Source organism: Mesorhizobium sp. BR1-1-4, from assembly GCF_020165375.1.
Classification (GTDB): Bacteria; Pseudomonadota; Alphaproteobacteria; order Rhizobiales; family Rhizobiaceae; genus Mesorhizobium; species Mesorhizobium australicum.
This window is the reverse complement of the sequence record NZ_JAIUIB010000008.1, coordinates 294,229-311,826: the sequence shown is the minus strand read 5'-3', so window position 1 is coordinate 311,826 and position 17,598 is coordinate 294,229. Positions and strand designations below refer to the sequence as shown.

18 protein-coding genes are annotated in these 17,598 nt (G+C 63.5%); 7 read left to right on the top strand and 11 right to left on the bottom strand.

The features are described from left to right. Nucleotides 1-22 precede the first annotated feature (22 nt). The 6 genes from LB571_RS19710 to LB571_RS19685 form a co-directional block, all read right to left on the bottom strand. Nucleotides 23-2,023 carry a glycoside hydrolase family 127 protein gene (locus LB571_RS19710; RefSeq protein ID WP_224597105.1) on the bottom strand — a complete coding sequence of 667 codons (2,001 nt, stop codon included), beginning with the start codon at nucleotides 2,021-2,023 and terminating at the stop codon, nucleotides 23-25. An 86-nt stretch (nucleotides 2,024-2,109) separates the two neighbouring features. After that, nucleotides 2,110-2,967: a carbohydrate ABC transporter permease gene (locus LB571_RS19705; protein ID WP_140617877.1), complete on the bottom strand. Its 858-nt coding sequence runs from the start codon at nucleotides 2,965-2,967 to the stop codon at nucleotides 2,110-2,112. Continuing rightward, nucleotides 2,967-3,893 (bottom strand): carbohydrate ABC transporter permease, encoded by a 927-nt coding sequence (locus LB571_RS19700; RefSeq protein WP_224597103.1) that lies wholly within the window; start codon nucleotides 3,891-3,893, stop codon nucleotides 2,967-2,969. Before LB571_RS19700 ends, LB571_RS19705 begins: the two co-directional genes overlap by 1 nt. A gap of 172 nt (nucleotides 3,894-4,065) precedes the next feature. Next, the gene (locus LB571_RS19695) at nucleotides 4,066-5,343 is read right to left on the bottom strand and encodes an ABC transporter substrate-binding protein (RefSeq protein WP_224597099.1); all 1,278 of its coding nucleotides are present in this window, start codon (nucleotides 5,341-5,343) and stop codon (nucleotides 4,066-4,068) included. 74 nt (nucleotides 5,344-5,417) lie between these two features. Next, complete coding sequence (locus tag LB571_RS19690; protein ID WP_140824328.1) at nucleotides 5,418-6,461, bottom strand: LacI family DNA-binding transcriptional regulator; 1,044 nt, start codon at nucleotides 6,459-6,461, stop codon at nucleotides 5,418-5,420. Between the two features lie 384 nt (nucleotides 6,462-6,845). After that, entirely contained in the window at nucleotides 6,846-7,079 is a 234-nt protein-coding gene (locus tag LB571_RS19685; RefSeq protein WP_015316770.1) for a hypothetical protein, read from the bottom strand. 323 nt (nucleotides 7,080-7,402) lie between these two features. On the opposite strand from LB571_RS19685, the gene LB571_RS19680 reads away from it, so the two are divergent. Further along, the gene (locus LB571_RS19680) at nucleotides 7,403-7,900 is read left to right on the top strand and encodes a GAF domain-containing protein (protein ID WP_015316771.1); all 498 of its coding nucleotides are present in this window, start codon (nucleotides 7,403-7,405) and stop codon (nucleotides 7,898-7,900) included. Here LB571_RS19680 and LB571_RS19675 read toward each other — a convergent pair whose 3' ends face one another. From LB571_RS19675 to LB571_RS19660, 4 genes are all read right to left on the bottom strand, one after another. Next, nucleotides 7,901-8,965, bottom strand: a complete 1,065-nt coding sequence (locus tag LB571_RS19675) for a YeiH family protein (protein ID WP_224597097.1) — start codon at nucleotides 8,963-8,965, stop codon at nucleotides 7,901-7,903. It abuts the gene before it with no gap. 130 nt (nucleotides 8,966-9,095) lie between these two features. Beyond that, entirely contained in the window at nucleotides 9,096-9,482 is a 387-nt protein-coding gene (locus tag LB571_RS19670; RefSeq protein ID WP_224597094.1) for an ester cyclase, read from the bottom strand. A gap of 111 nt (nucleotides 9,483-9,593) precedes the next feature. Continuing rightward, nucleotides 9,594-11,033: a PAS domain S-box protein gene (locus LB571_RS19665; RefSeq protein WP_224597090.1), complete on the bottom strand. Its 1,440-nt coding sequence runs from the start codon at nucleotides 11,031-11,033 to the stop codon at nucleotides 9,594-9,596. 63 nt (nucleotides 11,034-11,096) lie between these two features. After that, a complete protein-coding gene (locus LB571_RS19660; RefSeq protein ID WP_140824333.1) occupies nucleotides 11,097-11,990 on the bottom strand; it encodes a LysR family transcriptional regulator in 894 nt (297 codons plus the stop codon). A gap of 145 nt (nucleotides 11,991-12,135) precedes the next feature. On the opposite strand from LB571_RS19660, the gene LB571_RS19655 reads away from it, so the two are divergent. The 6 genes from LB571_RS19655 to LB571_RS19630 all read left to right on the top strand — a co-directional run bounded on the left by LB571_RS19655 (nucleotide 12,136) and on the right by LB571_RS19630 (nucleotide 16,627). Then, a complete protein-coding gene (locus LB571_RS19655; RefSeq protein WP_224597088.1) occupies nucleotides 12,136-12,531 on the top strand; it encodes a cupin domain-containing protein in 396 nt (131 codons plus the stop codon). A gap of 43 nt (nucleotides 12,532-12,574) precedes the next feature. Beyond that, nucleotides 12,575-12,916, top strand: a complete 342-nt coding sequence (locus LB571_RS19650) for a carboxymuconolactone decarboxylase family protein (protein ID WP_224597085.1) — start codon at nucleotides 12,575-12,577, stop codon at nucleotides 12,914-12,916. A gap of 2 nt (nucleotides 12,917-12,918) precedes the next feature. Beyond that, entirely contained in the window at nucleotides 12,919-13,908 is a 990-nt protein-coding gene (locus tag LB571_RS19645; protein ID WP_224597082.1) for an aldo/keto reductase, read from the top strand. 269 nt (nucleotides 13,909-14,177) lie between these two features. After that, nucleotides 14,178-14,642, top strand: coding sequence for a GNAT family N-acetyltransferase (locus LB571_RS19640; protein ID WP_224597079.1), 465 nt, complete (start codon nucleotides 14,178-14,180; stop codon nucleotides 14,640-14,642). A gap of 16 nt (nucleotides 14,643-14,658) precedes the next feature. Continuing rightward, a complete protein-coding gene (locus LB571_RS19635) occupies nucleotides 14,659-15,042 on the top strand; it encodes an ACT domain-containing protein (protein WP_224597076.1) in 384 nt (127 codons plus the stop codon). A 151-nt stretch (nucleotides 15,043-15,193) separates the two neighbouring features. Continuing rightward, on the top strand, nucleotides 15,194-16,627 hold the full coding sequence (locus LB571_RS19630) for an aldehyde dehydrogenase family protein (protein WP_224597073.1): 1,434 nt from the start codon (nucleotides 15,194-15,196) through the stop codon (nucleotides 16,625-16,627). Between the two features lie 64 nt (nucleotides 16,628-16,691). Here LB571_RS19630 and LB571_RS19625 read toward each other — a convergent pair whose 3' ends face one another. Beyond that, the gene (locus LB571_RS19625; RefSeq protein ID WP_224527543.1) at nucleotides 16,692-17,576 is read right to left on the bottom strand and encodes a GyrI-like domain-containing protein; all 885 of its coding nucleotides are present in this window, start codon (nucleotides 17,574-17,576) and stop codon (nucleotides 16,692-16,694) included. Nucleotides 17,577-17,598: the final 22 nt, after the last annotated feature.

The window sequence follows — 17,598 nt, the reverse complement described above, 5'->3', positions numbered from 1 at the left end:
CCCCACGGCGTTGCCGCCGGTATCAACCATCCCGCAGCCAAACCAGCATCTCGCCGGGCTCGCGGTTGTCCCAGGCGAAATAGGGGATGGCGGTCAGGCGCGTCTCGACCCTGGCCGGCGGATCGGCGCGATAAAGGCCGTCCTGCCAGCCATCCCCGGCATCGGCTTGTGCCGTGGCTGAAAGCGTCACCACACCGCCGAGCAGATCCGGTTCGTCATGCGCCTCGATGCCGGCCGTGCGCGGCAGGGTCAGGCGATGCAGGCGATTGTCATTGTCGGTCGCCTCGACGCAGTAGATCAGCGGCCCGCGCGACAGTGCGACGCGGCCGGCATCCTGCCTCACCTCGGGATTGGCATAGAGCCGCTCGATCGGCATTTCGAGATCGAGCCGGACACGGTCGCCCTTCTGCCACCTGCGCCGGATCGCGGCGTAGCCGTCACTGGTCAAATCCTCGAGGTCGACCGTCTCGCCATTGACGGCCAGGCCGGCGTTGCCGCTCCAGGCCGGCACACGCAGGTGCAGCGTGAACTCTACCGGCGCCTGCGGCTCAACGGTAATCTCGACGGCACCATCCCAGGGATAGCGGCTCGCCTGCGTCAGTGTGACCGGCGTGTCTGCAATGTCGAAGCGGGCGGTGGAGTCGCCATAGAGATGAACCGCCAGCGCGTCGTCCGCCAGGCTGTAGAAATAGCTGCCGATCGAGGCGACCATGCGCCCGATATTGGGCGGGCAGCAAGGGCAGCGGTGCCATTTCCAGCGGTTATGCTTGCCCCGGCTTTCCAGCGGATTCTCGTAGAAGAACAGCGAGCCGTCGAGCGACAGGCCGGAAATGGAACCATTGTAGAGCGCGCGCTCCATCATGTCGGCGTAGCGCGCGTTCGGCCCCATGCCGAGCATGCGGCTCGCCCAGAACACCAGCCCGACCGATGCACAGGTCTCGGCATAGGCGGTTTCGTTGGGCAGGTCGTAGTCGCTGGTGAAGCCCTCATTGTGCGCCGACGGGCCGAGCCCGCCGGTGATGTAGAGGTTCTTGGTGGTGAGGTCGTCCCACAGCCGGTCGAGCGCCACCCGCAACGTGTCGTCGCCATATTCGGTCGCGATGTCGGCCATCCCCGAATAAAGGTACATGGCCCGCACCGCGTGGCCGACGACCTTGTCCTGCTCGCGCACCGGTATGTGCGACTGGCTGTATTCGTAGGTCTTGAAATGATAAGCCTTCGGGTCGGCGCCACGGGCGCGCGCCTCCTCGTCGAAATAGTGCGGCTGCTGCCCGCGCTGGTCGATGAAGTATTTGGCCAATTCCATGTACTTTTGTTCGCCCGTCACCCGCGCCAGCTTGACCAGCGCCAGCTCGATCTCCTCATGGCCGCAATAGCCCTTTTTCTTGCCGGGCTCGGGCCCCAGCACCGAAGCGATGTGGTCGGCGTAGCGGCACATGATGTCGAGCAGCTTGCGCTTGCCCGTCGCCTGGTAGTAGGCGACCGCGCCCTCGATGAGGTGGCCGGCGCAATAAAGCTCGTGGCAGTCGCGCAGATTGGTCCAGCGCTTGCCCGGCTGGATGCGCTGGTACCAGCTGGAGAGATAGCCGTCCTCCTGCTGCAGCCTGCCGTACATGTCGATGACGGCATCGATCTTCTTCTCCAGTTCGGGATTCTTACGCCGGTAGAGCGAATAGGCCGCGGTCTCGATCGTCTTGCCGAGATCGGAATCCCAGAACATCTGCGTGGTCACCGTCGAGCCGGTGAAGCCGGCGGAGGCCGCCTCGTCGGGCGAGGGCGAGTGGAACGGAATGACGACGCCTGGCGAGGGCTGGTCCGGATCGATCTGCTCCAGCATGCGCGCCGCCACGCAGCGGTCGTAAAGGATGTCGGCGGTGCGCGTGGCAACCGCCTCGGCGCGGTCGCCCCAGAAGCCGCGCACGTCGACCTGCGGCACCGGCAGCGGGCGGAAGGCGAGCTTCGGCTTGCCCGTCTCCTGCGATTTATTTGGGGTGGCGTGCCGGGGGGATGGCGATGCGGTCATGAACTCACTCCATTCGATCTGACGTCTATCTCTTTGTTGGAGCCTGATCTTTCCGAAAACCGGTTCCCACTTTTCGGGATCATGCTCTATTTGACGGCCCCGGCCATCAGGCCGCGGATGTAGAAGCGCTGCAAAGCCAGGAACAGGATCAGGCACGGCACCATCATCACGGTGACGCCCGCCTGCACCGCGCCCCAGTCGATGGCGCCGAAGCGGCCGGACTGAAGTGCGGTCATCATCACCGGCAGCGTGAACTTGGACTGGTCGGTCATCAGCACCAGGGCAGCGAGGAATTCGTTCCAGGCGCCGAGGAAGGCAAACAGCGCGATGGTGACGACACCAGGCCAGACCAGCGGCAGCATGACCTTTATGAGCATGGTGGCGTTGCCGGCGCCGTCCATGCGCGCGGCCTCCTCGATCTCGCGCGGCACCGCGTCGAAGGCGTTGCGCATCATGAAGATCGAGAACGGCAGCTGCAGCGTCACATAGACGCCGACCAGGCCGGTCAACGTGTTGTGCAGGCCAAGCTTGGTCAGCACCAGGAAGATCGGCGTCAGGATCGACTGGAACGGGATCATGATCGTCGACAGTATGAGGACGAAGAACAAGTCCTTGAACGGGAACCGAAACCGCGAAAAACCGTAGCCGGCGAGCACGCTGACGATGACCGACAGCATGACCGTCATCACCGAGACATAGATGCTGTTCTGCGCCGAGGCCCACAGGCCGTCGCCGAAACTGTTCAGCGTTTGATAGTTCTCCAGCGAGAAGCCCGTCGTCGGCCAGGGCGGCAGCGGCGGCAGGCGCGCCTCCTGTGCCGGCTTGAAGGCCGACAGCACCGTCCACACGATCGGCGCCACGAACAGCACCGAGGCGACGATGCCGGTGGAATGCCTGGCCAAGCGCGCGGCAAGCTTGCCTGTGCCCGATATCGCCTGCGCCATCAGTCGAGCCCCTCGGGTTTGCGCAGCAACCAGAGCTGGACGAGGCTGAGCGCCACCAGGATGACCAGCAGCACCATCGAGAGTGCCGCGCCATAGCCGAGCTTGAACGAGACGAAGGACTGGTTGAAGATCCAGTACACCGCCGTCAGCGTCTGGTTGCGCGGGCCGCCGCGCAGGATGATGTAGAACTGGTCGAAGGCAAGGATGGAGCCCGCGACCGACAGGATCAGCGCCAGCGCCAGGGTGCGGCGCATCAGCGGCAAGGTGATCGCCCGGAACCTGGCGAACGGCCCGGCGCCGTCGATGACGGCGGCCTCCTGCAGATCCTGCGGGATCGACTGCAGGCCGGTCATCAGGATGATCATGGTGAAGCCAGCGACCTTCCACACCACCATGGCGATGATCGACCAGAAGGCCGGTTGGAAGGTGGCGAGCAGGTTGAACTTCTTGTCGATCAGGCCGAGATCGTAGGCGGCGGGGCTGAACAGGCCGGAATCGACGTTGAGCAGCCACGACCACAAAAGGCTCGCCGAGGCAAAGCCGACCACCGCCGGCATGAAGAACATGGTGCGGTAGAGGTTGGTGAACGGGCGCGGCCGCTCGATGAAGATCGCCAGCGGAAAGGCGACGGCGAAGATCGCGATGGTGACGATCAGCGTGTAGTAGCCGGTGAATCTCAGCGCGTTCCAGAACCTGGTGTCGCGCAGGATTGCCCAGTAATTGCCGAGGCCGATGAAGGAGTGCTCGCCCATCAAGGGCCAGTTGTGCAGCGACATCCAGGCCGTCATGCCGAGCGGAATGACGAAGAACAGCATGACCAGCGCCACCGCCGGCGCCACATAGAGCAGGCCAATCCATTGCCGGCGCCCGGCGCCGACGCGTTTGCGGAGGCGGGGTGGGGCGGTGGTTGCGGTCATGGTGGTCATGGCTGTTTCCCTGGCGCTGCGTCCCCTCCTCCTCGAGGGGAGGGTCCGGCCGAAGGCCGGGGGTGGGGTCCTCCGCCAAGCGCGCCGACATCAAGGAACGTCGAGCACTGCCGAGACGACCCCACCCGGACCTGCGGTCCGACCTCCCCTCAAGGGGGAGGTGGAGGCGGCGCTACTTCTGCGGCGCCTGGTCGATGATCGACTGCATGGTCTCCTGGGCGTTTGCTATGGCGCCATCGACGTCGTCGCCGAAGAACACCTCGTTGATCATCTGTGTCCACGGGCCGTTGGCGGAGTTGATCAGGTCGTTGAACACCACCGAATAAGGTGTCTTGCCCTTGGCCATCGCCTCGGCGGCAATCTGGTAGCGCGGGTCGAGCTCCTTCAGCGCGTCCTTGGCGATGTCGCCGCGCACCGGCAGGCTGCCGTATTTGGCGAGGATCGTCTGGCCTTCGAGCGAATAGGCGAAGTCCAGGAACTCTTTCACCACGGCGAGTTTCTTGGTGCCCTTGGTGACGACGAAATTGTCGCCGCCGGCAAACGACGACCAGTTGCCATCCTTGCCCGGCAGGAAGGTGACCCCGTAGTCGACGTTGGGATATTGCGTGTTGAGCGCGCCGATGGCGAAGGCGCCGGAGGGCGAGATGCCGATATTGCCGGCGGCGAAGGCGGCAAAGAAATTGGCGCCCGTATCGGTCTGCGCGCCCGCCGGCACCAAATCCTTCTTGACCATCGAGCGGTAGAGATCGATGGCGCCGCGCAATTGCGGGCTGTCCAGCGTCGCCTTGGAGCCGTCCTCCGACAGGATGTCGCCGCCCGAGGCCCAGATCAGCGGCGTGAAGGTGAAGATGTTGCAGCCACCGCAATTGCCGGAGAAGTAGAAGCCCTTGATGTTGCCGCCAAGCGCGTTGACCTTCTCGGCGTCGGCTTCGATCTCGGCCCAGTTGGCCGGGCCCTTTTCAGGGTCGAGGCCTGCCTGCTTGAACAGCTTCTTGTTCCAGATCAGCACCGAGGCGTCGGCCGAGAAGGGCAGGCCGTAAATGCGGTCCTTGTAGGTGCCGGTCTTCACATGCGCGGGCGACAGGCTGGCGAAATAGGGAAGCGACTTCGCCCAGTCGGTGATGTCCTCCAACTGGCCGGCGGCCGCGAAGGAGGGCGTGTAGATCAGGTCGAGCGACAGCGCGTCGGGCGCCGTGCCGCCGGCCGCGGCCGCGCCATATTTCGGGATGATCTCGGCATTGGGGATGATGTCGAGCTTGACCTGGTCCTTGTTCGCCTTGTTGAAGGCGTCGACGATCCTCGGCATGAAGTTCGAGCCGTCGGCGCGTACCCAGATGTTGGCGGTTTCGGCGGCGGCAAATTGCAGGCCGCAACCCAGAACGGCAGCCGTCAACGTCAATTTGGTCAGGGCCAATTTGGTCGGGGCCAGTTTGGCAATCAAAGTCCTCATGTTCTCCTCCTCCTCATTTGGCCGCGATGCGCGGCTTGCCGCCGATCGCGGCGCTTCGTTTCTCAGCCGTCTTTTCAGCCGTCGGGCAGGCGGCCGCAGGACTGCCGCACCACCAGCCGGCACGGCAGTTTTCTGATGCCCGGCGCGGCGGGCTTGCCGCCGACCAGGGAAAGCAGGGTCAGCCCGGCCTCGCGGCCTAGTGCTGTCAGGTTCATGTCGACCGAGGTCAGCGGCGGGCGGGTCGCCTCGGCCACGATCTCCCAATTGTCGAAGCCGATGACGCCGACATCGCCGGGAACGCTCAAGCCACGCTCGCGCAGAGCATCGATGACGCCGCGCGCGATCTGGTCGTTGCCGCAGAAGACGGCGTCCGGCTTTTCTCCCCCGCCATCGAAAAGGGTCGTCACCGCCTCATGCCCCCAGGCTTCCGACCAGGCGCCGAGCAGGGGTTCGATGACGGACAGGCCGTTCTCGATCAGCGCGGCGCGATAGGCCTGCGCCCGTTCATGCACCACGGCAAAACTGGCCGGGCCGGTGACATGGGCGATGCGCTTGCGGCCGAGCCGGCAGAAATGGTCGACGGCCAGCCGCGCCCCGCCGGCATCGTCGGAAACGAAGGCGACGGCGTCGGGATCGGGCTGAGTGAAGGCGTAGATCACGGGGATGCGCAAATTGGCGAGATCGATCGGCAGATGGCGGTCGATGCGCTTGCCGGTGGCGATGATGCCGTCGACGCGCTTGTCCAGCATGGCCTCGACATGGAGCTGGCCGAGCCGGGGATCCTCCTCGACATTGCACAGGAACACCGAGACGCCGGCATCGACCAGCGCATCCGAAATGCCCGACATCAGCGGCAGCGAAAAACGGCCATAGGTGTCGTTGGTGAGCAGGCCGACAGTAAAGGAGCGGCGCCTCAGCAGGCTCTGCGCCAGGCTGTTAGGCCGGAAGCCCAGGTTGCGCGCCGTCTCGCGAATGCGCTCGCGGGTCTCGGCGGTCATGCGCCCCTGATCATTGAGTGCCTTGGATGCAGTGGCAACGCTGACGCCGGCCCGCGCGGCCACGTCGCGCAAGGTGACGGGTTTGGGAAAGACCGGAACTGGCTGGTCGTCCGATGCCATCGCGGCAGAAATCCTTGGTTTGGAAAAAGGTTTTCCCTTACCGGCCGGAATAAAGCCCGGCTAACGGCCGAACCCCATCGGGACTGTCTGGAAAAACCTTTTCTCAACTTGAAGGCTAGGCCAGATCGGGGGACCGATCAAGAGGAAAATGGCCAGATCAGGGTTCCTCGGTACCATCCGCTATTTCGCGCGCGGCCGCGACGTTTCGCATCTTCGAGGCCGAAAGGCAGGTGAAAGGGAACGCACCGCGGTGTGGAGCTGGACGCTCTTGCCCTTGGTCGGCAGGATCATTGCATGGCTGGAACGTCAGACGTGGCTTGAGCCGCCGCATTCCTTGACTTGGTGCAAGCCCAGCGGGAGACCGCTCACGTCCTTGGAGTGACTCTATGCCTTCTTGGCCACACGCTTCTTTTTCGGCGCCGGGTTCAGCGCTTCCGCCACGCGATCGGCTTCTTCCTTGGCCAGGCGCAATTCCCTCAGCCTTGCCGTCTTGATCTCCCTGGCCCTCGCCTCGGACATGTATTCGGCGGTTGCCTTGTTGCGCTCCGCGGTTTTCTTCTGCTTGTCGACAAAGCGGGCTTCAGCTTTTTGCATGATCGTCTGATTGCCGTCGGCCATTGAAGAAATCTCCTTCGCGCGTGAAATCGTGAAAATGAACTTCTCGATAAATAGGCGCCCGGAAGGAAAAATTCAATCTTTCGAATAATTTGGCCTCCTTGTCGGCGTCAGGAGACCGCGCTTCGAAATAATACTTTTGAAATTTTTCTCCCGCCGGAATCAAATCTTGCGCCGGGAATGAAGATAGCGCCAAGGCGCCAACGGACAGAATTTCGAACGGAAAACCGTTTCGCATTTTCCTGGAATTGCCTAGGATGGTCCGGTGGTCGTTTGGTGCAGGGTTTGCGGAAACGGAACCGCGATTCCCAGTTTGGAGACAAATCATGTTCGCGGCCCAGGCCATCGATATCTCAGACAAGGCCGCGTTCTACCGCGACCTTGCCAAGCAATTGAAGGCGCTGCTCGAGGGCGAGCACGATTCGATCGCCAACGCCGCCAACACCGCGGCGCTGATCTTCCAGATGGTGCCCGACCTCAACTGGGCCGGCTTCTATTTCCTGGCATCGGACGAGGAACTTGTGCTGGGGCCCTTCCAGGGCAAGCCGGCCTGCGTGCGCATTGCCGTCGGCCAAGGCGTATGCGGAACGGCGGTCGAGCTCGGCACCTCGATGCTGATCAAGGACGTGCATGATTTCCCCGGCCACATCGCCTGCGACGCCGCCTCGCGCTCCGAGCTGGTCGTGCTGCTTGAGGACGAGGAGGGCGTTTTCGGCGTGCTCGATCTCGACAGCCCGCTGCCCGGCCGCTTCGACAGTGCCGACCAGGCCGGCATCGAGGCGCTGGCGGCGATCTATGTCGCGGCGAGTTCGTTCCAGGATTAGTTACCCTGAGACCTTCACCAGCATCAGGCTGAAGCCGCCGATGAACAGGAAGGCGCAGAAGGCGAGCGCCAGCGGGCGCAGGCCGCGCGAGCGCAGTTGCGAAATGTCCGCCTGCAGGCCCATGGCGGCCAGCCCCATGGTGAGCATGATGGTGGTGGCCAGCACTACAGCCTGCTTCACTTCGGCTGGTATCGTAACCAGGCTGTTCAATGCCACGACGGCGACAAAGGCGGCGACGAACCACGGCATGGGCGGGCGTGCAGCCGACTGGTCGTCACTTTTGCGGCGCGCCATCAGGCCGAGCGCGATGATCATCGGCGCAAGCATGGCGACGCGGGTCAGCTTGGCGACGGTGGCGATCTCGCCGGATTGGGTGCCGTTCTGGAAACCGGCGCCGATGACTTGCGCCACCTCATGGATGGAGGCCCCGGCCCACAGTCCGAAGGCGTGCTGGTCGAGGCCGAGCAGCGGCGCCAGCAGCGGGAAGCCGAGCATGGCGATGGTGCCGAACAAGGTGATCGAGGCGACGGCATAGGTGACGTCCTCGTCGCGCGCATCGGTGACGATGTTGGTGGCGACGATCGCCGAGGCACCGCAGATCGAGGTGCCGGCGGCGATCAACTGGGTGAGCTTGGCGTCGACGCCGATCAGCCGGCCGAGCGTGATGGTGAAGACGAAGGTGGCGCCAAGGGTCAGCGCGACGATGCCGACGCCGCCGGCGCCGATCGAGACGACCTGGCCAAGCGTCAGCTGGAAGCCGAGCAGCACGATGGCGAAGCGCAGCAGGCGCTTTTGCGAAAAGGCGATGCCGGCCTTGGCGTGCACCGGTGTGCCGAGCACGTTGGAATAGACCATGCCAGCAACGACGGCCAGGATCATCGGGCTGAACAGGGCAAAACCGGAGACATTGCGGGCCGAGAAGGCGACGGCCGTGATCATGGCCACCAGCACGATGCCGGGAATGACGCCGTTTCCCAGGGAATCGAGGCGCTTGCGACCTTGGGCCAGATCGGCGGAAATCAGGCCTTTCGGAATACCGTTTGCGATGGGAGTCAGGGACGACAATACAATTCTCCGTGCGAGTACGCCGGAGAAATGTCATTCCAAGACTAATCTTTCAAACGAATTATTTTCGTTAGAATGATCGATTTTTACGAACGGTCTTGGCCCCTCGAAAGCTGAGAAAGGGGCCGGCCTACAGCTGCGCTTCGATCGCCGCCTTGTCGATCACCGACCAGACGTGCCTGATCCTGCCGTCGAGAAACTCGTAGAAGACGTTCTCGCTGAAGGACACTTTCCTGCCGTTGACCGGCAGGCCGAGAAAAGTTTCATTCGGCGTGCAGTTGAATTGAAGGCGGCTCGCTATGAAAGGCGTATCGGCGATCAGCAGCTGGATGTCGAAATAGAGATCGGGAATTTCGCGAAAATCCCGCTCCAGCATGTCGCGGTAACCCGACAGGCCGACCCGGTCGCCATTGTAGTGCACCTCCTGGTGTACGAAGCGGTCTAGGCTCCGCCAGTCCTGGGCGTTGAGGCAGTCGATGTAACCACGATAGCTATTGGCAAGATCTTCATCGGTCATAGCATGCTCCGGTGCTTTGCCAACCGCATGTCTTCCACGACTGTTCCGGACGGCGAGAAATGCTTGTTCGGGGAAGACATAGAGCGGCGATGCCGGAATGCGAGTGCGGCATCAGGGAAGGACTTCGAATTCCGGTCCGCCGATCACCTCGTCGATCGCCTGTGGGTCGACGTGCTCGCTGTCGACCGAGGCTTCGAGCTGCGACAAGGGGGCTTCAAGGGTCCAGGTGACGCCGTGGCTGTCATATTCGAGAACGCCGGTGCCACTTACAGCTGCTGGAGCGACGCGCTGGAGCACGACGGTGCCGAAACCGCCATGGCCGATGTTCTGCACCTGAGGACCATCGCGCTCTTTCCAGATCAGCTGGAACCGTTTCAGGGCGCCTGCCTGGCTCACCTTCCATTGCACCGATATCGTTCCCTCGGCGGCCGAAAGCACGCCATATTTGGCGGAGTTGGTCGCCAGTTCATGAAAGGCGATGCCGAGATACTGGACGGCATTGGGGTTCAGCGTCAGGGAAGGGCCAGCCATGGAAATCCGTTCCTCGTTGCCGAACGGTTTGGCTTGTGCCAGGAGCAGCTCGAAAATCGTCGCGCCTCGCCAGTCGCCGGACACCAGCAGGTCGTGCGAGAGCGACAGCGCCATGATGCGCTCGCGCACCTGGCGTTCGAACTCCGCCGGTGTCGAGGACCTCTTGCTGGTCTCGCGGATCATAGAGATGATGACGGAATACTGGTTCTTGACCCGATGGTTGACCTCGCGCATCAGCATGCGGATGCGATATTCGCTCTCCTTGGCTATCGAGATGTCGCGGGCGATCTTGGAGGCGCCGATGATCCGGCCGACGGCATTGCGTACGGGCGAGATCGTCAGGGATACGGGCACTAGGCTGCCGTCCTTGCGGCGGCGGATGGTCTCGTAGGTCTCGACCCGCTCGCCTTTGCGGATGCGCTCCAATATGCGCGGCTCCTCGTCCAGGTGGTCATCGGGTATCAGCATCGTCACGGACCTGCCGACCGCTTCGTCGGCGGTGTAGCCGAACAGGCGCTGGGCGCCTGAGTTCCAGCTCTTGATGACGCCGTTCAAATCCTTGCTGACGATTGCATCGAAGGAGGATTCCACGATGGCCGACAGATGATGCCTGGCCTCGTCGGCAAGATGCCGGTCGGTGAGGTCGAACAGCATGTTGACGGCCCCGACCAGCCTGCCTTGGTCGTCATGGAGCGGCGTGGGATAGGGAAGGAAGGGCACGCGCGTGCCGTCCGGACGCTGCGAGATGGCCGACTGGTTTCTGATCGGCCGGTTCTCCCGCAACGCAATGGCCATCGGGCATTGGTCGTGCGGCAACACCTGCCCGTCGGTCGTGAACAGCTTGTGCGTTACGCACCACTGGTCTTTTCCGAGCTCGGGCTCGCGCCCGGCAAAATCGGCCGCGGCCCGGTTGAAATAGGTGATCCTGCCTTCGCTATCGGTCGTGTAGATGGCGACAGGAAGATTATCGAGGATTTGATGGGATAGATCGAGTGTCGAACTGTTCGACAGGTCCGTCATGCGCAAGGTTCCATTTAACCACCGTGAACGCTGTCCGGCTGAATTGGTTCCTGGACCCGTAGGCTAGCCGCGATAACGCAGCGCATCGACCAGCAGCGTAAAGGCGGGCGTCGCCTGGCGGCGGCTGGGATAGTAGAGGTGGTAGCCGGGAAACGGCGGGCACCAGTCGGCCATGAGCCGCAACAAACGGCCATCGGCGAGATGCGCCGTCACTTGATCCTCCGGGAGATAGGCGAGGCCGACGCCGGCCAACACGGCATTCATGCGCAGCCCCGCCGTGTTGAAGATCAACTGGCCGTCGACGCGCACCTTCAGCTCGCGTCCGGCCTTCTCGAATTCCCAGGCATAGAGCCCGCCATGGGTCGGCAGGCGCAGGTTGATGCAATTGTGATCGGTCAGGTCCTGCGGCGTGCGCGGCTTCGGCCGGCTTGCGAAATAGGCCGGCGAGCCGACCACCGCCATGCGCATGTCCGGCCCGATGCGCACCGCGATCATGTCTCGCGCCACCTGTTCGCCCAGCCGTACGCCGGCGTCGTAACGCCCGGCGACGATGTCGGTCAGGCCGTAGTCGACGACGATCTCGACCCGGATGTCGGGATATTGCGGCAACAGCCGGGCGATGGCTGGCCACAGGACCGTGTCGGCCGAATGTTCGCCGGCGGTGATGCGGATGGTCCCGGCGGGCTTTTCTCGCAATGCGCTCAAGGCGGCGAGCTCACTTTCGATCTCGTCGAGCCTCGGTCCGACGGTGCGGGCCAGGCGTTCGCCGGCTTCGGTCGGCGAGACACTGCGCGTGGTGCGGGTCAAAAGCCGCACGCCCAGCCGCTCTTCCAACGTGCGCAAGGCATGGCTGAGCGCCGATTGGGATACGCCAAGCTTGGCCGCCGCCCTGGTGAAGCTCTTCTCGCGCGCGACGGCGAGGAAGGCGGTCAACTCATTCAGATTGTCGCGTGGCATTGATGAATTTCTCTCATAAGTACATGCCGGATATAGCAGCTACTCATGACCATCGCAGCCCCTAAATAGAACGCAATCGGCCGAACAAGCCGGCGCTCCTGGCCTGGCGGCAATGTCCTCCCGGCATCACGAAAGGACGGAAAACGTGGAGATCACACAAAGCGGCTCACAGCCCTCGGCGAAGGGGCCCGCAGAATATTTCACCGGGGCGGTGCGCATCGATGCATCCTTCAAGGGCAGCGGCCCCGCGCGCGTCGGCGGGGCCACCGTGACCTTCGAGCCCGGCGCGCGCACGGCCTGGCACACGCACCCGCTCGGCCAGACGCTTATCGTTCTGTCGGGCGCCGGTCTGGTGCAATGCGAAGGTGGGCCGATCCAACAGATCCGTCCCGGCGACATCATCTGGTTCGCGCCGGGCGAAAAGCATTGGCATGGGGCGTCGCCGACAACGGCGATGAGCCATATCGCCATTGCCGAAGCGCTCGACGGCAAGGTCGTCGACTGGATGGGGCATGTCACCGACGAACAATACGGGATTTGACCGACCAGACCTCGCCCACCGACGACACAAGAAGGAGATCCTCATGACCCATGCCCCAGCGCCTTCCAAAAGCCCGTTTTCCGACATCGCTCCAGCACTCGGCACCTATACCGACGAGGTGCTTTTCGGCGACGTCTGGAAACGCCCCGGCCTCTCGCCGCGCGACCGCAGCCTCGTCACCGTCGCCAGCCTGGTCTCGGGATACCGGATCAACGAGATGCCGTTCCACATGAAGCGGGCGCTCGAGAATGGCGTGACCCATGACGAGCTCATCGAGGCCATCACGCATCTTGCCTTCTATGCTGGATGGCCGCCGGCAAGCACCGCGATCGGCATCGCCCGCAAGGTCTTCGAACAGGCCGACGCCGAGAAGAAGGGACACTGACGATGCAAAAGCGCACACTTGGAAACAGCGGCCTCGAAGTCTCGGCCATCGGCCTGGGCTGCATGGGCATGAGCCAGTCCTATGGGCAGCCGATGGAGACGCCGGATGCAGTCCGTCTGATCCGGGCGGCATTCGAGCGCGGTGTCACCTTCTTCGACACGGCGGAGGTCTACGGACCGTTCAGGAACGAAGAGGTCGTCGGCGAGGCGTTGCAGCCAATTCGCGACCAGGTGGTGATCGCCACCAAATTCGGCATCGACATCGCCGGTGCGGCCGGACATCAGGGCATGGACAGCCGGCCGCAGCATATTCGCGACGTCGTCGAGGCCTCTTTCAAGCGGCTGAGGACGGACTACATCGATCTTCTCTACCAGCATCGGGTCGATCCGGTCGTGCCGATCGAAGAGGTGGCTGGCGTGGTGAAGGACTTGATCAGCCAAGGCAAGGTGAAGCATTTCGGCCTCTCGGAAGCGGGCGTGCGCACCATCCGCCGCGCTCATGCGGTGCAGCCGGTCGCCGCGCTTCAGAGCGAATATTCACTCTGGTGGCGTGAACCCGAGGAGGCGATCCTGCCGGTCCTCGAGGAACTGGGAATCGGCTTCGTGCCTTTCAGTCCGCTGGGCAAGGGTTTCCTCACCGGCGCCATCAACGCCGGGACGACGTTCGATGCCAACGATTTCCGCAACAGCGTTCCGCGGTTCACGGAGGAAGCCCGCCAGGCAAACCAGGCACTGGTCGACGCCATCGTCGCGATCGCGGCTGACAAGAACGCGACATCGGCACAGGTCGCGCTTGCCTGGCTGCTGGCGCGCAAGCCCTGGATCGTTCCCATCCCAGGCACGACCAAGCTAAACCGCCTTGAGGAAAACATCGGATCTCTCGCCGTTGCCCTGACCGCGGACGATCTTCGCGATATCGAGAACGCGGTCTCGGCGATTGCCGTCCAGGGAGAACGATACTCCCCGCAACAGGCGGCGAGGATCGATCGCTGAGGGTCCCAGCCGTATCAGGCCAAGGCGTTGCCGACGGATTGGCCCAATGACAGGCCGAGGCGGTGTCTTGACGCGGAACCGTTGCTGCTCCAGCTTGCCGCCATGTTCGTTCCCGCGCCCGTCGTCGCCAAGCGACGCCGCTTCCGCCCAGCGCGGAGCGGCACGCTGATTGCGCGACGACAAAGGCCGGCAGGATAAATCCGCTTCGCTCGTTTCCAGCCCCGCCCGCGACAACAGCCGGCGGGGTTTTTCATGCCTGGAGCACTGTCATGACCATCGAGTCTGCCATCCGGTTTCGGCCGGCCGAACCCGCCGATGCCGCCGCCATCCAAGACATTGTGCGTGCCGCCTATGCCAAATGGGTGCCGGTGATCGGCCGCGAGCCGCTGCCGATGCGCGCCGACTACGAAAAGGCCATCGCCGAGCATCCGTTCGACCTCGCCGTCGAGGACGGCCGCATCGTCGGCATGATCGAGACCACGCTGGCCGACGATCACCTGTGGATCGAGAACGTCTGCGTCGCGCCGGAAGCGCAGGGCAGGGGTATCGGCCGGCTCCTGCTGGAGCGTGCGGAAATCAAGGCGCGCGAGGCGGGCCGCAACGAGCTTCGCCTGTTGACCAACGGCGCCTTCGAAGCCAACGTGTCGCTCTACAAGCGGCACGGCTATACGGTCGACCGGGAAGAGCCGTTCATGAATGGGGTGACGGTCTATATGAGCAAGAGGTTGGCATGACGATCGGAGCGCGACGATGGCTGCGAGAGTAGCGCTGAAGCAACTGTCCGGGCTCTACGCGATTTCGCGACTTCAAGCCGGTGACGGGATCCCTGGCTGGGCGGACGGACCAGGTTTCGTCAGCATCACGAGGACCGACGACGAGCTCTCGATCACCTGCCTTCAGGATCGCGTGCCCGATGCCGTCAAGCATGACCGCGACTGGGTCGCCTTCAAATTGCAGGGGCCGTTCGCGTTCGACGAAACCGGCATCGTGCTGTCCGTCATCAGGCCGCTGTCGGAAAACGGGCTGGGCATCTTCCTGGTATCGACCTTCGATGGCGACCACCTGCTGGTGAAGGACAAGGACCGGCCGGCGGCAACACGGCTGCTGGGCGAAGCCGGGCATACGCTGGTATAGTCCGCCCTTCGCTGATCCAGCCGTCTGGCTCAACCACTGCCGCACTGGCTCAACCAGTTCGGGGGTTGCGTTTGACAGCGCCGTTCGCGCATCGTTATTTCTAGCCAGATATCACGGCCTGACCGGCCATGCGGCACCCCAAGGAGAGACCATGTCACACGATCTGCAGTTCTACATCGATGGCGCGTGGGTCGATCCTGTCGTGCCCAACACGCTCGACGTCATCGATCCATCGAACGAGGACGCCTTTGCGCGGATCTCGCTCGGCTCCAGGGCCGATGTCGACAAGGCTGTGGCCGCCGCCAAGCGCGCCTTCAACACATATGGCTTCACCTCGGTCGAGGAGCGCCTCGACATCCTCAACCGCGTCATCGAGGTCTACAAGAAGCGCAGCAAGGACCTGGCGATCGCCGTGTCGCGCGAGATGGGCGCGCCGCGCCAGATGGCGCTCGACAGCCAGGTCGGCATCGGCCTGGCGCATCTGGCCAAAATGGCCGAGACGCTGAAGAATTTCCAGTTCCGCCACGTCAAGGGCAACCATCTCGTGGTCAAGGAGCCGATCGGCGTCGTCGGCCTGATCACGCCCTGGAACTGGCCGCTGAACCAGATCACCTGCAAGGTCGGTCCGGCACTCGCCGCCGGCTGCACCATGGTGCTGAAGCCCTCGGAAATCGCGCCGCTCGACGCCATCATCTTCGCCGAGATCATCGACGAGGCCGGCGTGCCGAAGGGCGTGTTCAACCTCGTCAATGGCGACGGCCCTGGCGTCGGCCAGGCGCTGTCCAGCCATCCCGACATCGACATGATGTCGTTCACCGGTTCGACGCGAGCCGGCATATTGGTGGCCAAGGCTGCCGCCGACACCGTCAAGCGCGTGCATCAGGAGCTTGGCGGCAAGTCGGCCAACATCCTGTTCCCGGATGTCGACCTCGCCACCGCCGTCAGCAAGGGCGTCGCCGGCTGCTTCAGCAACAGCGGCCAGTCCTGCAACGCGCCGACGCGCATGTTCGTGCCGCGCGACCGCCACGACGAGGCCGCGGGATATGCCAGGACGGCGGCGGAAAGGTTCACGGTCGGTCCAGCCGACGGCGCCAACACCAAGCTCGGCCCAGTCGTCAGCCAGGTCCAGTTCGACAAGATCCAGGACCTGATCCAGAGCGGCATCGACGAGGGTGCCAGGCTGGTCGCCGGCGGCCCCGGCCGCCCTGCCGAACTCAATCGCGGCTACTATGTCAGGCCGACCGTGTTCGCCGACGTCACCCACGACATGCGCATCGCGCGCGAGGAGGTTTTCGGGCCGGTGTTGGCGATCCTGCCCTACGACACGGTCGAGCAGGCTGTCGAGCAGGCCAACGACACCGTCTACGGCCTTGCCTCCTACATCCAGGCCAAGGACCTACAGAAGGCGCGCGAGGTCGCGGCCCGCATGCGCTCGGGCAATGTCTACATCAACTATCCCCAATGGGACGCCGGCCTGCCCTTCGGCGGCTACAAGCAGTCGGGCAACGGCCGCGAATACGCCGAATACGGGCTCGAGGATTTCCTCGAGATCAAGGGCATCGCGGGGTACGAGGCGGCGGAGTAGTGCAGGACTTTCGGGCCGGCGCAACGCCGGCCCGGTCAGAAGGGACAGGTCCCGTCAGAAGGCTTTATTTCAGCGGCAGAAACAATTCGCAGACCACATCAGGCACCGGCACATTCGGGAACATCGAAAAGTGCCGTTGGCAATAGATCGGGAAGTCACGCGCTTCCTCGCCGCTGGCAGGAAGCCAGTCGCGATAAAGGTAGAGCGCGGCTGGCTCCAGGTTGTTGGTATTGTGGACGACGCGCAACACCGCGCAACGTCCGCCGGGGATCACGCCAGCCATCATCTGCCCGTCATCAGCGTCGATCGGCAGGTCAGTCCCGACACACAGGTCCATGCTGTAATCGGCTGGGTTGGCGGGCATCCTCTCGGAACGGAAGACGTTGAAGGTCGGGCTCGTCTCCGGCGACAGGCCGGCGGCCTTGCGCCAGGCGATGAACCGCTGAATGGTGTCGCCGAGTGTCGCCCGGTCGCCTCGATGTTCCATGATCGCCACCGGCGTCGGGGGCACATCGCGGATCGTCACGTCGTCGTGGTCATAGGTAATGTGCATGAGCTTGCTCCTCGCATTGTCCATAGGCCCGAAGGCCGCAAGCCACGGTGCCCAGTCGGGCGACTTCCGGAACGATGAAGGAGACTGCCCGAACCGTTGCCGAAAGGCGCGGGCGAAGGCGTCCGGTGCATCGTAACCGGCATCCATTGCTATGTCAGTGACGCTTTCGGCATCCCTGAAGGCCAGCCGGTATGAAGCGCGCTTCATGCGGGCAAGCTGGACATAGCGATGCACGGACAGCCCGAAGGTCGCCGTGAACTGCCGGTGGAAATGGTATTTGGAAAATGCCGCGATGCCGCTCAAAGCATCCAGGTCCAGATTGCCGTTCAAATGCTGGTCGATATGATCCAACACTCTCTGCATCCGGGCATGGTAGTTTTGAAGCGCCGCCTTCATCATTCCGTTCTCCGTGGCAGCA

Excerpts from the sequence above, each read along its gene's own strand:
- LB571_RS19710 (WP_224597105.1), bottom strand. The coding sequence starts at position 2,023 with ATGACCGCATCGCCATCCCCCCGGCACGCCACCCCAAATAAATCGCAG.
- LB571_RS19705 (WP_140617877.1), bottom strand. The coding sequence starts at position 2,967 with ATGGCGCAGGCGATATCGGGCACAGGCAAGCTTGCCGCGCGCTTGGCC.
- LB571_RS19700 (WP_224597103.1), bottom strand. The coding sequence starts at position 3,893 with ATGACCACCATGACCGCAACCACCGCCCCACCCCGCCTCCGCAAACGC.
- LB571_RS19695 (WP_224597099.1), bottom strand. The coding sequence starts at position 5,343 with ATGAGGACTTTGATTGCCAAACTGGCCCCGACCAAATTGGCCCTGACC.
- LB571_RS19690 (WP_140824328.1), bottom strand. The coding sequence starts at position 6,461 with ATGGCATCGGACGACCAGCCAGTTCCGGTCTTTCCCAAACCCGTCACC.
- LB571_RS19685 (WP_015316770.1), bottom strand. The coding sequence starts at position 7,079 with ATGGCCGACGGCAATCAGACGATCATGCAAAAAGCTGAAGCCCGCTTT.
- LB571_RS19680 (WP_015316771.1), top strand. The coding sequence starts at position 7,403 with ATGTTCGCGGCCCAGGCCATCGATATCTCAGACAAGGCCGCGTTCTAC.
- LB571_RS19670 (WP_224597094.1), bottom strand. The coding sequence starts at position 9,482 with ATGACCGATGAAGATCTTGCCAATAGCTATCGTGGTTACATCGACTGC.
- LB571_RS19665 (WP_224597090.1), bottom strand. The coding sequence starts at position 11,033 with ATGACGGACCTGTCGAACAGTTCGACACTCGATCTATCCCATCAAATC.
- LB571_RS19660 (WP_140824333.1), bottom strand. The coding sequence starts at position 11,990 with ATGCCACGCGACAATCTGAATGAGTTGACCGCCTTCCTCGCCGTCGCG.
- LB571_RS19650 (WP_224597085.1), top strand. The coding sequence starts at position 12,575 with ATGACCCATGCCCCAGCGCCTTCCAAAAGCCCGTTTTCCGACATCGCT.
- LB571_RS19645 (WP_224597082.1), top strand. The coding sequence starts at position 12,919 with ATGCAAAAGCGCACACTTGGAAACAGCGGCCTCGAAGTCTCGGCCATC.
- LB571_RS19640 (WP_224597079.1), top strand. The coding sequence starts at position 14,178 with ATGACCATCGAGTCTGCCATCCGGTTTCGGCCGGCCGAACCCGCCGAT.
- LB571_RS19635 (WP_224597076.1), top strand. The coding sequence starts at position 14,659 with ATGGCTGCGAGAGTAGCGCTGAAGCAACTGTCCGGGCTCTACGCGATT.
- LB571_RS19630 (WP_224597073.1), top strand. The coding sequence starts at position 15,194 with ATGTCACACGATCTGCAGTTCTACATCGATGGCGCGTGGGTCGATCCT.
- LB571_RS19625 (WP_224527543.1), bottom strand. The coding sequence starts at position 17,576 with ATGAAGGCGGCGCTTCAAAACTACCATGCCCGGATGCAGAGAGTGTTG.